Below are 13,842 nucleotides of genomic sequence, written 5' to 3'. Positions count from 1 at the left end.
GTACATCCGGTATACCGCAGCCAGTGAGGTCACTTCAGCGTTTTGTCGACATGCCCACAGGGAGACAAGTCAAACACAGATCCCCCCAACTTCCCCTGGCGGCGCGGCCGTCGACCTCACCGGCACATGCGTTCGCACACCACGAAGGCCCGGATCCCTTTCGGAATCCGGGCCTTCGTGGTCGTTCGCACAAAGCTCACGAACTTCAGTAGCGGGGACAGGATTTGAACCTGCGACCTCTGGGTTATGAGCCCAGCGAGCTACCGAGCTGCTCCACCCCGCGCCGTTGTGTTCACAACCCTAGCACGGCGCGGGATGGGCTCTGACCAGCTCTGACGGCCGGCTCGGAAAGGCGGTCAGCCGCTGCCCGAGCCCCCGCCGCCGGTATCGCCGGACGGCGTCGCGCTCGGATCGGCCTCGCCGTCCCCTGCCTTGTCCCCGCTCTTGTCGTCACCGTTCTTGCCGCCGGCGCCCTGGTCGGCCTTGGCCTGGGCGTCCTCGGCCCGCTTCAGCGCCTCCTCCAGATCCTTCTGCGCCTCGGCGTACGCGGCCAGGTCCTTCTGCTCCAGCGCCTTCTGGCCGGCGTCGAAGGCCTCCTGCGCGTCACTCAGCGCTTCCCGGACCGTCGGGTTGGTGGACGTCGGCGGTGGCTCGGTCGTGCCCTCGCCCTCGTCCGCCGGCGGATCGGTCTCGGCCGCCTGCGCTCCGAACACCTTGTTCAGGGCCTCGTCGAGGGTGTTCTCGAAGGCGGTGTTGCCCCCGTAGCTCACCAGCACCTTGCGCAGCAGCGGGTACTTGAGGTCGCCACCGCGCACGTAGACCGGTTCCACGTACAGCAGTCCCCCGTCGAGCGGCACCGTCAGCAGGTTGCCGTACTCGACCTCCGAGTCACCGCCTCTCAGGAGCCTGATGGACTCGGCGATGTCCTGTTCGGAGTTGAACTGGCTCTGCACCTGTTTGGGACCGTTGACGGTGGTGCTCGTCGGCAGTTTCAGGATTCTGATCTTGCCGTAGCCCTCCGTCCCCGCCTCTGCGTCGACCGCCATGAACGCGCTCAGGTTGTCGCGTCCGTTGGGCGTGAACGTCGTCGTCAGCGAGAACGCCTGCTGGTCCTGGTCGGGCATCTTCATGCTCAGGTAGTACGGCGGCACCGCGTCACCCGACTTGTTGGTCGGGTCGTCCGGCACCTGCCACACCTCACTGCCGCTGAGGAACGTGTTGGCGTCCTTCACGTGGTAGCGGGTGAGCAGCTCGCGCTGGACCTTGAACAGGTCCTGCGGATAGCGCAGGTGCGCCATCAGCTCGTCCGAGATCTCGCTCTTGTCCTGAACCGTGTTCGGGAAGGCCTTCATCCAGGTCTTGAGGACCGGGTCCTTCTCGTCCCACTGGTAGAGCTTGACGTCACCGCTGTACGCGTCGACGGTCGCCTTCACGGAGTTGCGGATGTAGTTGACCTGGTTCTGCTGGGCCACCACCGCACGTTGGTCGTTGGCCGCGGTGAGCGAGTCGGCGGTGGTGTCGCCGAGCGTCGTACGGGAGGCGTACGGGTAGCCGTTCGTCGTCGTGTACGCGTCGACGATCCACTGGATACGGCCGTCCACCACCGCCGGGTAGGCGTCACCGTCGATGGTCAGCCACGGGGCGACCGCCTCGACGCGCTCCTTGGGCGTGCGGTTGTACAGGATCCGCGAACCCTCGCCGATGGCGCCGGAGTAGAGGATCTGCGGCTCGCTGAACGCCGCCGCGTACGCCGCCCGGTTGATCGGGTTGGACAGGTCGACACCGCCGTCACCCTTGTAGCTGAACGTCTTCTCCCCGGAGTCGTCGGAGTAGTCGATCTCCTTCTGGGGGCCGCCGACGATCGAGTACGTGGTGGTCTTCTCGCCGTAGTAGATCCGCTGCTCGTACGTCCCGAGGTCGCCCTCGGACGGCAGGTTGGACTCGGTGAAGACCGGGCGGCCCTCGGAGTCCACCTCGGTGCCCTTGGCCGCGACCACGCCGTAGCCGTGGGTGTAGCGGAAGTGGTTGTTGATCCAGTTCTTCTTCGGGATGCCGGCCAGGTTCAGCTCGCGCAGACCGATGACCGTGTCCTGGTCCTTGCCGTCCTTGGAGTAGCGGTCGACGTCCAGGTTGGTCGGGAACGCGTAGTAGTTACGCATCTGCTGGAGCTGCTGGAAGGTCGGCGAGATGACGTTCGGGTCCATGATCCGGATGGACGCGGCGGCGTTCGCGTCGTCCCGGAGCTTGGTCTTGTCCTTGGTCTCGCCGACACCGGGGTACTCGGCGACCTGGGTGCCCTCGATGCCGTAGGCCTCGCGCGTCGCCGCCAGGTTCTTCTCGACGTACGGCGCTTCCTTGGCCTGCTCGTTCGGCTGGACCTGGAACTTCTGGACGAGCGCCGGGTACAGACCGCCGATGAGGATCGCGGACAGCACCATCAGGCCGAAGCCGATCACCGGGAGCTGCCAGGTGCGACGCCAGATGGTGGCGAAGAACAGCAGGGCGCAGATGACGGCGATGCAGAACAGGATCGTCTTGGCCGGCAGGTACGCGTTGGCGTCGACGTACCTCAGACCCGTCCAGTTGTCCGTGGCCTTGAAGTCGCTGGACTTCACGGCCAGCCCGTACCGGTCCAGCCAGTAGGCGACCGCCTTGAGGGCGACGAAGATTCCGATGAGCACCGACAGGTGACCGGTGGCCGCGGCCGTGGCACGGGCGCCCGGGCTGGTGACGCGGAGCCCGCCGTACAGATAGTGGGTGAGCGCGGCGGCGATCACGGAGATGATCACGGCTGCGAAGCCGAAGCCGAGCAGGAACCGGTACCAGGGCAGGTCGAAGGCGTAGAAGGCGACGTCCAGCTTGAACTGGGGGTCCTTCTGCCCGAAGGGGACGCCGTTGACCCACATCAGCCAGGTCCGCCACTGCCCGGACGCGGAGGCGCCGGCGATGAGGCCGACCAGCGCGGTGATGCCGAGCAGCAGCCACTTCTTGTACGGGGCGATGCCCATCCGGTACCGGTCGAGGTTCTGCTGCTCCATCGACATCGCGCTCAGCGGCGGGCGCAGCCGGTGGGCCATCCAGATGTTGAACCCGACGGCGAGGGCCATGAGCAGGCCGAAGACGAAGAAGAGACCGATCTTGGTCCACAGGGTCGTCGTGAAGACCGACGAGTAGTGGACCGACCGGTACCAGAGCCAGTCCGTCCAGAACCCGGCGAACATGGTGAACGCCATGCCGAGCACGGCGAGGACACCGAGTGTCATCAGCAGGGTTCGGACACGCCGGGACGGGCGGCCCACTCTGATCCGCGGCCCCGTCGGGGGGCCTCCGCCGCGGTCCGGCATCTGGAAAGCCAAGGTGCGCACCTCGAAGTTCGCTGTTGATCCGTCAGGCCCTCGGGTTCGTGGGCCCCCCGTGCGCCCCCGTGATCGTGGGCCCACACTTATGCAACTTACTCATCGTTTACTCGGTTCCCGATTCGGGCCAGTAACGAGGCAGGATTGTGACCATGTCCAACACCCCCATGGCAGCGAGCCCCCTCACCCGGGCCGTACTCGAGATCGACGAGTACGTCTCCGGACTCGGCTGGGACCAGCCCGCACGCCTCTTTGCACTTGTCGACACCGCGCGGCTGAGGGCCGATCAGCCCTCGCTCGCGGACCGGCTCGGTCTTCAGAACGAGTCGGAGAGCTCCGGCCTGACCCCGATCGAGCAGGACGAGATTCCAACGGACCAGCCGCTCGACGAGTTCCTGGGCACCATCGCCTGGCCGGACGCGGTGGTCGGCTGTGCCCTCGTCGTGGAACGCCTGATGCTGCCGCCGTCCGCCGAGGCGCAGGTTCCGCAGGGCCTGAACGACGCCAAGCTGGCGCAGTGGGTGGCGGAGCACCCGGATCGCCAGGAGGTCCGCATGACGGTCGCGGTGCTGCGCGACGGTGCCCGCGACTCCGCCCTGCGGCTGCGGGAGAAGGACTCCGCCACGGAGGTCCTCACGGGCTCCGACCTGGTGCCGGGTCTGGCCCAGGCGCTGTCGGCGACCTTCGAGGAGTAGGTCCGGGGCCTTGCCCGGCGGTCCTGCCGGTCAGCCCTTGGCGCAGGTCGGCAGGTCGGCCGTCTTCCCGGAGCGGATGTCCTCCAGCGCGCCGAGGGCGTCTTCGATGGTGTCCACCTTCACCAGGGTGAGCCCGTCGGGGGTGTCCTCGGCGGCGGCCGCGCAGTTGTCCTTGGGCGTCAGGAAGTACTTGGCGCCCTTGTCACGCGCGCCGATGGTCTTCATCCCGATGCCGCCGATCGGCCCGACCTTGCCGGTGTCGTCGATCGTGCCCGTGCCGGCGACGAAGTTGCCGCCGGTGAGGTCGCCCGGCGTGAGCTTGTCGTAGATGCCGAGGGCGAACATCAGACCGGCGCTCGGGCCGCCGACGTCGGCCAGTTTGATGTCGATGGTGAACGGGAACGTGTGATCGGTCCCGGCGGAGATCCCCACGATGGCGCGCTCCTCGCCGCCGTCGTCGGAGGCCGCGGTGGGGACCGTGATCTTCTCCGTCCTGGTGGGCGTCCGGCCCTCCTTCTCCGCGTCGGCCTGCTCCTTGGCGGGCACGATCGTGAAGACGACGTCCTGGCCGGGCTTGTGCTTGGTCACCAGTTCGGCGACGTCGGCGGGCTTCTGGACGGTCGTACCGTCCACGGCCTTGATCACGTCACCGGCGTGCAGCCGGCCCTCGGCCGGGGAGTCCTTGACCACCGTGGAGACGACCACCCAGGACTTCACCGGGATGTCCAGGGCCTTCAGAGCGGCCACCTTGGCGCTCTCCTGGGACTGGCTGAACTCCTCGGCGTTCTCCTGGGTGGCCTCTTCCTCGGTCTTGCCGTCCGGGTAGAGGGTCTCGTGCGGCACCACGCGGTTGTCGTGTGCCAGCCAGCCGTAGACCGCTTCCACGAGGTTCATCTTGTACTCGGCGCTGGTGACCCGGACCGTGGTCATGTTCAGGTGACCACTCGCCTCGTAGGTCTTGTGACCGTCGATCTGCAGCACCGGCTCGCCGTCGTGATCCCCAAGAGTGTTCACCGTCGGCCCCGGGGACATCTCCGAGTACGGCACGGGGATGAACACACCCGCACACAGGAGCGCGATCAGCATCAGGGTGGAGGCGAGCATCGTTGCGGTACGGCGTGGCATGGCACGACAGTACGGGACGCGGCTGTCAGAACACCGTCAGGGCGTTCGGTCAGGCTCCGGTCCGGGGTCGCTCCATCGCCTCGCGGAAGCGGGCGTACCCGTCCAGTTCGGGGCCGTCGCTGCGGACCTTGCGCGTCCGGTTGGCCCAACTGCCCCACAGCCCCGCGCCGACAGCAGCCACAAGCGGAATCAGCAACCAGGCAAGCGCTGCCATGCCGACCTCCCAACCCCATGAGCGTCCGCTACTGACTGATCAGCAGATTAACCATCCGCAGTGACAACGCTCACGCCGGGGGGTCGGTTACGCAACCGGAGCAACGAGAGGGGCACGGGAGTATTCGATTCGCGTTCGGGTGCACCGGGCCGCCCGGGGCCCTTCAGCAGGCGCCCACCCACTCCTCGGTTCCGTCGGAGAACGTCTGATGCTTCCAGATCGGCACCTCGTGCTTGAGGTCGTCGATCAGCTTCCGGCATGCCTCGAATGCCTCGCCGCGGTGCGGACAGGACACGGCGACGACCACGGCCAGATCGCCGACCTCCAGATCCCCCACACGGTGGACGGCCGCGAGCGCCCGTACCGGGTACTCCGCGACGACCTTCTCGGCGATCCGCCGCATCTCGGCCTCCGCGCTGGGATGGCAGGAGTACCCGAGCCGGTCCACGTCGGTGCCCCCGTCGTGGTTGCGCACGGTGCCCACGAACAGCGCGGTGCCTCCGGCCGCGTCGTCCCCGACGGCCCGGAAGACCTCGTCCACGGAGAGGGGTGTCTCCCGGATGCCGATCAGCTTCACGGGGTCGGGTGCGGCCAGCTCACCGGGATGGTCGTTCGTGGTTGCCATACGCCCATCGTGCCCCACGGCACGGCGCCGCGGAATAGCGTGATCGCCCGGCACGCGCGCGTACCGCCTGGAGCCTCCTACAGCGCCGCCGGCCCGGACGACGGGGCGGCGAACCGGCGGCCACCACGATCAGATCCGGCGCCGGGCCTTCCGCGCCCGCCGCACCACCGCGGCCGCGCCCAGCAGCGCCACCGTCGCTCCGGCGGCTCCCGCAGCCGTCGCGTCCTTGCGCCCGAGGCGCCGCCCGGCGACCGTGTGCCGCCCGGAGACCTCGTCCAGCAACTCCGCCAGCACCTCCTCGTTGGTGTACTTCGGCCGCCATCCCGCGTCGTGCAGCCGGCTGCCGCTCACCACCCAGGGGTACATCGTGTACGCGAGGTCCCCGGCCGGGGAGGGCGTCAGGCCGATGCGGTGCAGGCGGGCCGCCGCACCGAGCGCGACCGTCGAGGGCAGCTCCATACGGCGGATGCCGCTGAGCTCCTCGACCTCCTCCTGCTCCAGCCAGCCGTCGCACCCGACGGCCAGCTCGCCGTCGGCCTTCTCCAGCACCGCGTACTCCAGGGCGCTGCAGAGGTCGTCGACGTGGCAGAACTGCCAGGCCGGCCGCGACCCCGCCACCACGAGCAGGCGGGGCGACTCGAAGTACCTGGTCAGCGCGGTGTCCATGCCTCCGACCAGCACCGCCGGCCGGACGACGGTCACATTGAGACCGGGATGCGCCCGGGGCGCGCGCCGCGCGAGCCGCTCGATCTCCAGCAGGTCGCCGACGCCCGTGGCCTCGGCCGTGGCGCGCAGCTCGGCGTCCTCGGAGAGCGGGAGCTCGTTGTCCGGGAGGGCGCCGTAGACCATGGCGGAGGTGCAGAGCACGACCCGGTGCACGCCGGCCGCCGCGGCGGCGGTGAGGACGGTCTGCGTCCCCCGGACGTTGTAAGCGGTCCGGGCCGCCGCGTCCGTCTCCAGGTCCAGGTCGAGCGCCAGGTGCACGACCACGTCCGCGCCGCGCAGTTTCTCGGCGATGGCCGGGTCCCGCACGTCCAGGACCTGCCACCGGGCCGCAGCGCAGTCCCCACGCCGTTCGTCGATGGCCACGACCTGTCTGACCTCGTCGGAAGCGGCGAGCCGCTCGGTGAGCAGCGCCCCGATCCCTGACGCGGCACCGGTCACCGCGACGACGGGTCCGCGCGCGCCGGGGCGGGCGGAACTGGTTGACTGGTTTCGCGCTGCGCGAACCTGCGGATCTGGGGAACTCACCGGGCGTCTCCAGCGGTTGTCTTCAGTACGGGCGCGCTCGACGCGTACGTACCAGGTGGCATCCATCCTGCCGCAGGCCGTCAGTCGGCGAAGCACCGAGGCCCGAACCGCCCCGGGTGTCTACGCTGGGTGGTGAAGTCGGGCAGCCGTGCCGCCGGAAAGAACCGGCGGCCTTACCAGCCGAGGAACCCCGTGAGTGACACCCCATTCGGATTCGGCCTTCCGCCGGAGGAGCCGGACGACGGCGACGAGGGCAAGAAGAAGGACCAGCAGAGCGGCGGTGGTCAGGGACCGGCCAACCCGTTCGGTTTCGGGATGCCCGGGGCCGGAGGCCTTGGCGGCCCCGGCGGCCCGGGTGCGGACAACCCGTTCGCCGCCATGTTCGGTTCCATGAACCCCAACGACCTGGGCGCCGCGTTCCAGCAGCTCGGCCAGATGCTCTCCTACGAGGGCGGCCCGGTGAACTGGGACATGGCCAAGCAGATCGCCCGCCAGACGGTCGCCCAGGGCACGCCGGACGGCACCAAGGACGCCAGCGTCGGCCCCGCCGAGCGCAACGCCGTCCAGGAGGCCGTCCGCCTCGCCGACCTGTGGCTGGACGACGCGACGGCCCTGCCCTCGGGCGCGGGCACCGCGGTGGCGTGGAGCCGCGCGGAGTGGGTCGAGGCGACCCTGCCCGCCTGGCGCGAGCTGGTCGACCCGGTCGCCGAGCGCGTCGGCACCGCCATGGGTGACGTGCTGCCCGAGGAGATGCAGGCCATGGCCGGCCCGCTGATCGGCATGATGCGCTCCATGGGCGGCGCCATGTTCGGCACGCAGATCGGGCAGGCTGTCGGCGTCCTCGCCGGCGAGGTCGTCGGCTCGACCGACGTGGGCCTGCCGCTCGGCCCGGCCGGCAAGGCCGCGCTGCTGCCGGCGAACGTCGAGGCGTTCGGCAAGGACCTCGGCGTGTCCCAGGAGGAGGTGCGGCTGTACCTGGCCCTGCGCGAGGCCGCCCACCAGCGCCTCTTCGCGCACGTGCCGTGGCTGCGCTCGCACCTGTTCGGCGCCGTCGACGGCTACGCCCGAGGCATCAAGGTGGACACGGCCAAGCTGGAGGACGTGGTCGGCCAGTTCGACCCGCAGAACCCCGAGCAGTTGCAGGAGGCTCTCCAGCAGGGCATGTTCCAGCCGGAGGACACCCCGGAGCAGAAGGCGGCCCTGGCTCGTCTGGAGACGGCCCTGGCGCTCGTCGAGGGCTGGGTGGACGCGGTGGTGCACGCCGCCGCCAAGCCGCGCCTTTCCTCCGCCGACGCGCTGCGCGAGACGCTGCGCCGCCGACGCGCCTCGGGCGGCCCGGCGGAGCAGACGTTCGCCACGCTGATCGGCCTGGAGCTGCGCCCGCGCCGCCTGCGCGACGCCTCCCGTCTGTGGGCGTCCCTGACGGACGCGCGCGGTGTCGACGGCCGGGACGGCCTCTGGGCCCACCCGGACATGCTGCCGACCGCGACCGACCTGGACGACCCGGACGGTTTCGTCCACCGCGAGCAGCTCGACTTCTCCGAGCTGGACAAGATGCTCGGCGAGGCGGCGGGCAAGCCCGACCTGAAGAAGGACGAGAAGGGCTCGGACGAGGCCGACGGCAAGAGCGACGACAGCGAGTGAGCCTCCACGACGACGCGGTCCTGGTCCTGAAGGCGTACGAGGGCCAGGACGAGCTGCGCCAGGTGTACCTGGACCATCTCGCGACGCATCCGGACGGCATGTGGAAGGCCTGCGCGGACGGGCACATCACGGCGAGCGCCATGGTGATCGACCCGTCCCGCGAGCGGGTCCTGCTGACCCTCCACAAGAAGCTGCGCATGTGGCTCCAGATGGGCGGCCACTGCGAGCCGGGGGACACCTCGCTGGCTGCCGCGGCTCTGCGGGAGGGGACCGAGGAGTCGGGTATCGCGGGTCTGACCCTGCTGCCCGGGGGGCCCGTGCGGCTGGACCGTCATCTGACGCCCTGTGCCTGGCACCTGGACATCCAGTACGCGGCGCTGGCCCCGCCCGGGGCCCTCGAGGCGATCAGCGACGAATCCCTGGACCTGCGCTGGTTCCCGTACGGCGAGGTGCGGTCCGTGGCGGACGACTCGGTCGTACGCCTGCTGGAGGCCACGCGCGCGAGGCTCGCGACCTGAAACCGAGGGTGGGACCGCGCCCCGGAAGGGGCGCGGGGAACTGCGCGACGTGCCACGGACCACCCGCGGTCGAAAGCGTCCCGCGGTCCCCGGACTGCCCGGCCCCACCCGCGGAGCGCTCAGCTCCAGACGTTGCCCTGGTTCTGACCGCGGGCCCCCTGCTGGCCCATGCCGTACTGGGCGGCGACGCCCGAGCCGATCTGCGCGTTCTGCGGCGGCAGCAGCTCGCTGGGCTGGACCAGCGCGAAGCCGCTGCCCATGAAGCTGAGCTCCCAGCCCTCACCGGTGCTGCCCCGGCGCCGCCACACCCCGGTCGAGTGCGTCTGAGCCTGCATCTGCACGCGCAGGCCGGTGGACCAGGCGACGATCGCGTCGGCGTCGCAGTTGACGTACTTGTCGGGCGTCACCTGCATCAGCAGCGGGGAGCCGGAGGTCATCAGGGCGACCTTGCCGCGCCCGGTGATGTTGAGCTGGTACTTCCCCGAGCCGGAGATACCGTACAGGCTGTCGACCGCGATGACCTCGTGGTGCAGGGAGGAGTCCATCGCCAGCACGTAGCTGCTGTCGACGGTCAGACCGTCCTGGTCGACGTCCATCACGTGGACGCACTGGGCGAGGTTGGCGAAGAAGACCGTGCCCTGCCCGTGGCAGCGCATCAGGTCCAGGCCCTCACCGGTGTGCGCACGCGCGCGTGACTGGTTGTTGCTCTGGTACTCGGCGTCGAACTCGACAAGCCCCTGGTAGGCGACCATCGTGCCCTTGCGGGCGAGCACGTCGTCGTGGCCCTCCAGGGCGACCCGGAGCATGTGCTTGTTCTGCAGGCTCCAGGCTTCCTGGGTCTGCTGGTCGTTGTAGGCGAAAAGCGGGCTCTGCATGGTGTTCTGGCTCCCCCTCAGCCCCGGACCCGGAGACGGTCGGTGCTGTCCTCGCTGGGCTGGACGACGACGATGCCCTGACCGGAGAAGGCCATCTGGTAGGCCTCGCCGCTGCCGCGGCCGATCAGTGACTGCGCCTTGAAGCTGCGCTTGCCCTTCACCTTCAGGTTCGGGGACCAGGCGACGAGGGCGTCGGGGTCGACGTACGTCTCGTCCTCGCCACCGCCGCAGTCGACCACGATCGGCTTGCCCCGGGAGGTGAGGGCGACCCAGCCCTGCCCGGAGATCTTCGTGTTCCACAGTCCCTGCCCGGCGAACTTGGCCAGGCCCTTGACCCGCTCCACGCCCCACGTCAGGTGGGCGTCGAAGGCGAGCAGGTTGGTGGCGTTGACGGAGATCCCGTCGCCGTTGAGGTTGATGACGACGACGTTCGCGCCGTAGTCGGCGAGGTAGAGCAGGCCGTCGCCGGAGCACTTCATCAGGGGCGCGCCCTCGCCGGTCATCCAGTCCTTCGCGATCTGGCGGACGGCCGGCGGGTTGGGCTCGTACTGGACGAAGCCCTCGTAGGCCACCATCGAGCCCACGCGCGCGAGGAGGTCGTTTCCGGTCTGCATGGCGACCTTCAGCATGTGGTTGCCGTGGTTCTCCATGCGGGCGGCGACCGGTGCGGGAGCGTAGCCCGCGAGCGGCTGGTTCATGTCGGGCTCTCCCTCAGATCTCGTACGGCTGGACGATGACGAAGTTGCCGGGCGCGGCCCGGAACTGCAGGTTGACGCTTTCGCCCGTGTCGCCCGCGTAGGAATTGCGGCGCATCCGCACCTGGCTGGAGACGACCACCTGTGCGGCGGCCGACCAGGCGACGACCGCGTTGCAGTCGGCGAAGGTGGTGGGCGTGACCGGCAGCACCACGGGCACACCGTGCGTCTTGACGACGATCGTGCCGGTGCCCTGGAACTGCATCGTGAACAGCGCGCCGCCGGGGATGCCGTGTCCCTCGATGCGACGGACCTCGTACTGGAGGCTCTCGTCGAAGGCGAGGACGTTCTCCGCGGAGACGCAGATGGCGTCGCCCTGGAGCTCGATGGGGTGCAGCATCGCGGAGCTCTCGGCGAGGAAGACCTGGCCCTTGCCGGTGCAGCGCATGAGCTGCATCTCCTGGCCGGTGGCGTTGCCCACGACCCGGCCGGCGAATCCGGCGCCCTTGTAGCTGAAGTCGACCTTGCCCTGGTAGAGCACCATGCTGCCCTGCCGGGCGAGCACGGGCTGACCGTCCGCGCCGAGGTCGACGCGGACCAGCTTCTTGTTCTGCTGGGTCCAGCGCTGCCCGGTCGCGGTCTCGCGGAACTGCTGGAGTGCGGCGGTCACACCGGCGCCCTGCGGCGCGCTCTGGGGCACACCCTGGGGTGCTGCGCCCGGAGGCATGCCCTGCGGGGCTCCGTAGGGTGCCTGCTGGCCGTAACCGGGGGGCGGGGTCGGCTGGCCGTACCCGGCGGGAGGAGCCTGCTGGCCGTAACCGGCGGGCGGAACCTGCTGGCCGTACCCCGGAGGCGGAGTCGGCTGGCCGTACCCGGGAGGCGGGGCCGGGGCCTGGGGCGGCTGAGGCGCTTGAGGTTGGTGTGGCATTTGTGGCGCTTGCGGCTGGCCGTAACCGGGAGGCGGCGGGGCGGTCTGGCCCGGCACCTGACCGTGCGGCGGCTGCTGGCCCGGTTGGCCGTACGGCGCGGGCGCCGGGGCCGGCGGAGACACCTGGGAGCCGCCCGGCGGCGTGTTCATGGGCGCGACGATCGTCTGCGCGGCGTGCACGTCGGAGCCGGGTGCCGGGGCGGGCGCCGGGGGCGGAGTGGCGCCGGCCGGCGGGGCGAAGCCCTGCGGGGCAGCCTGAGGCGCGGGCGCCGGGGCCGGCGCGGGAGCGGCAGGAGCACCGAAGGCGGGGGGAGCCGACGCCTGGGCCGGCGGCGCGAAACCGGGGGCGGCCCCCTCGGCACCGGCCTGCGGCTGCTGCGGCGCGGGAGCCTCTTCCTCGGCCACCTCGCCGCCGAAATTCCTCAGCAGCGCGTCCAGCCCGCCGTCGAAGCCCTGTCCGACGGCGGCGAACCGCCACACGTCCTTCAGATAGAAGTCGCCCAGCATCACGGCGCGCTCGGTGGAGAACTCCGAGCCGCTGAACGGATACCGGGCCACCTCCTCGCCGCCCGCGACGATCCGGATGTATCCGGAGGCGACCTGCGACATCTGCCCCGCACCGTCGATCGTCGCCGTGAAGGACAGCTTCTGGATCTGCGGCGGGATCTTGTCGAGGGTGACACGGAACGACTCAGTGTCGCCCGCCTGCGCACCCAGGAGCTGGATGGACTCCTCGGGGGTCTTCGGCTGGTTGAAGAACACGAAGTACCGGTCGTCCGACAGCCGTTCGTCGGCGTCGAGACCGAAGCAGCTGATGTCGAAGCTCAACCCGGGGCCCGAGATCTGCACGCCTACGTACAGATCCGTGCCCGCGGTGAGATCACTGATCCTGGCCTTGTGGCCGCGTTGGAATTCCCTGGCCATGCGTTACGACCGTCCCCCATCCGAATGCGAGTGCGTCGCGCCAGGCTAACGGCAATCCCGGACACCGGAAGAAGTCGGTACAGACCCGGTACAGAACCCGTGCGGGGCCGTGGCGTACCGACCGCCGGGGCGTACCCCGGGGGCGCGCACTACTCGCTGCGGGCGCCGGGTACGTGCGGAAGCCGGTCGGCGGCGACCACGCCCTCGAGGTATCCCCGGGCCCGCTCGGTCCGCGGATACGCCTCCAGCAGCCGCCAGAACCGGGGCCCGTGGCCGGGAACGAGCAGGTGTGCCAGTTCGTGCAGGAGGACGTAGTCGACGACGTACTCGGGCATGCCCTGGAGGCGGTGCGACAGCCGGATGCTTCCCTCGGACGGGGTGCACGAGCCCCAGCGCGTGTTCTGGTTGGTGACCCAGCGAACCGAGACGGGCCGCGCCCGCCCGTCGAAGTACTGGTTCGAGAGGCGCTCGGCGCGCTCGGCGAGTTCGGCGTCGCCGAGAACGCGTTTGCTCTCCTGGGCGGCGAGCTTGTCCAGCATGACGCTCACCCAGCGTTGCTCCTCCGCCTCGGACATGCGGGCGGGGATCAGCACGACGGTGCGATCGCCCTCGCGGTACGCGGAGACCGTCCGGCGTCGCCGGGTGCTCCTGCGGACCTCGATCGCGCTCGTCGCCGAGCCGTTCGGCGGCGGATTCGTCGGTGTGCGCTGGGGCGCCCCGGCGCGGTGCAGTGGGTCGGCGGACACGCCACGACGTTACCCGCTGCACACGGGGAAGTCCCGGCTCCGGGACGCTTCGGCCCCGATCCGGCGCCCCTCGCCCGACGTGTACGAGGGATTCGTACGACGAATACCCACCGCCTGTGGACAACTTTCGACGCCTCGGCGCCCGTCCGGGCATGCTGGCACTCGCCGGCGGATCCGCGACCGATCACGCGGCCGATCACGCGGACCGGCACGCGGCCGACCCGCCGGACCATGACGACGTTCGAG

The 13,842-nt window shown here is 70.0% G+C and carries 12 protein-coding genes and 1 tRNA gene; 3 read left to right on the top strand and 10 right to left on the bottom strand.

Going from position 1 to position 13,842, the window contains the following annotated elements:
* Nucleotides 1-209: 209 nt before the first annotated feature.
* Nucleotides 210-283, bottom strand: a tRNA-Met gene (locus ACLIN4_RS23410).
* A gap of 73 nt (nucleotides 284-356) precedes the next feature.
* Entirely contained in the window at nucleotides 357-3,344 is a 2,988-nt protein-coding gene (locus ACLIN4_RS23405; protein WP_411576777.1) for a UPF0182 family protein, read from the bottom strand.
* A gap of 164 nt (nucleotides 3,345-3,508) precedes the next feature.
* Here ACLIN4_RS23405 and ACLIN4_RS23400 point away from each other — a divergent pair, with 164 nt between their 5' ends.
* Nucleotides 3,509-4,051 carry a PPA1309 family protein gene (locus ACLIN4_RS23400; protein WP_411576176.1) on the top strand — a complete coding sequence of 181 codons (543 nt, stop codon included), beginning with the start codon at nucleotides 3,509-3,511 and terminating at the stop codon, nucleotides 4,049-4,051.
* Between the two features lie 30 nt (nucleotides 4,052-4,081).
* Here ACLIN4_RS23400 and ACLIN4_RS23395 read toward each other — a convergent pair whose 3' ends face one another.
* From ACLIN4_RS23395 to ACLIN4_RS23380, 4 genes are all read right to left on the bottom strand, one after another.
* Nucleotides 4,082-5,176, bottom strand: coding sequence for a YlbL family protein (locus ACLIN4_RS23395; RefSeq protein ID WP_107477303.1), 1,095 nt, complete (start codon nucleotides 5,174-5,176; stop codon nucleotides 4,082-4,084).
* Nucleotides 5,177-5,225: 49 nt separating this feature from the next.
* Nucleotides 5,226-5,390: a hypothetical protein gene (locus ACLIN4_RS23390; RefSeq protein WP_167343791.1), complete on the bottom strand. Its 165-nt coding sequence runs from the start codon at nucleotides 5,388-5,390 to the stop codon at nucleotides 5,226-5,228.
* Nucleotides 5,391-5,553: 163 nt separating this feature from the next.
* Entirely contained in the window at nucleotides 5,554-6,015 is a 462-nt protein-coding gene (locus tag ACLIN4_RS23385; RefSeq protein WP_043380156.1) for a molybdenum cofactor biosynthesis protein MoaE, read from the bottom strand.
* Between the two features lie 129 nt (nucleotides 6,016-6,144).
* On the bottom strand, nucleotides 6,145-7,266 hold the full coding sequence (locus tag ACLIN4_RS23380; protein WP_100048344.1) for an SDR family oxidoreductase: 1,122 nt from the start codon (nucleotides 7,264-7,266) through the stop codon (nucleotides 6,145-6,147).
* A 192-nt stretch (nucleotides 7,267-7,458) separates the two neighbouring features.
* On the opposite strand from ACLIN4_RS23380, the gene ACLIN4_RS23375 reads away from it, so the two are divergent.
* Nucleotides 7,459-8,910: a zinc-dependent metalloprotease gene (locus ACLIN4_RS23375; protein WP_107477302.1), complete on the top strand. Its 1,452-nt coding sequence runs from the start codon at nucleotides 7,459-7,461 to the stop codon at nucleotides 8,908-8,910.
* Nucleotides 8,907-9,428, top strand: coding sequence for an NUDIX hydrolase (locus ACLIN4_RS23370; RefSeq protein ID WP_289908787.1), 522 nt, complete (start codon nucleotides 8,907-8,909; stop codon nucleotides 9,426-9,428). Before ACLIN4_RS23375 ends, ACLIN4_RS23370 begins: the two co-directional genes overlap by 4 nt.
* A 119-nt stretch (nucleotides 9,429-9,547) precedes the next feature.
* Here the strand turns inward: ACLIN4_RS23370 and ACLIN4_RS23365 are convergent, their stop codons facing one another.
* From ACLIN4_RS23365 to ACLIN4_RS23350, 4 genes are all read right to left on the bottom strand, one after another.
* The gene (locus tag ACLIN4_RS23365) at nucleotides 9,548-10,303 is read right to left on the bottom strand and encodes an AIM24 family protein (RefSeq protein WP_100048341.1); all 756 of its coding nucleotides are present in this window, start codon (nucleotides 10,301-10,303) and stop codon (nucleotides 9,548-9,550) included.
* Nucleotides 10,304-10,320: 17 nt separating this feature from the next.
* Nucleotides 10,321-11,001 carry an AIM24 family protein gene (locus ACLIN4_RS23360; protein WP_019326994.1) on the bottom strand — a complete coding sequence of 227 codons (681 nt, stop codon included), beginning with the start codon at nucleotides 10,999-11,001 and terminating at the stop codon, nucleotides 10,321-10,323.
* A 13-nt stretch (nucleotides 11,002-11,014) separates the two neighbouring features.
* A complete protein-coding gene (locus ACLIN4_RS23355) occupies nucleotides 11,015-12,850 on the bottom strand; it encodes a TerD family protein (protein WP_307652143.1) in 1,836 nt (611 codons plus the stop codon).
* A 149-nt stretch (nucleotides 12,851-12,999) separates the two neighbouring features.
* On the bottom strand, nucleotides 13,000-13,596 hold the full coding sequence (locus tag ACLIN4_RS23350) for a M48 family metallopeptidase (RefSeq protein ID WP_107477299.1): 597 nt from the start codon (nucleotides 13,594-13,596) through the stop codon (nucleotides 13,000-13,002).
* Nucleotides 13,597-13,842 lie beyond the last annotated feature (246 nt).

Origin of the sequence: Streptomyces mutabilis (assembly GCF_046628145.1) — a bacterium.
Classification (GTDB): Bacteria; Actinomycetota; Actinomycetes; order Streptomycetales; family Streptomycetaceae; genus Streptomyces; species Streptomyces mutabilis.
The sequence above is the reverse complement of the archived record's forward strand: the minus strand, read 5'-3'. Positions and strand labels throughout refer to the sequence as shown.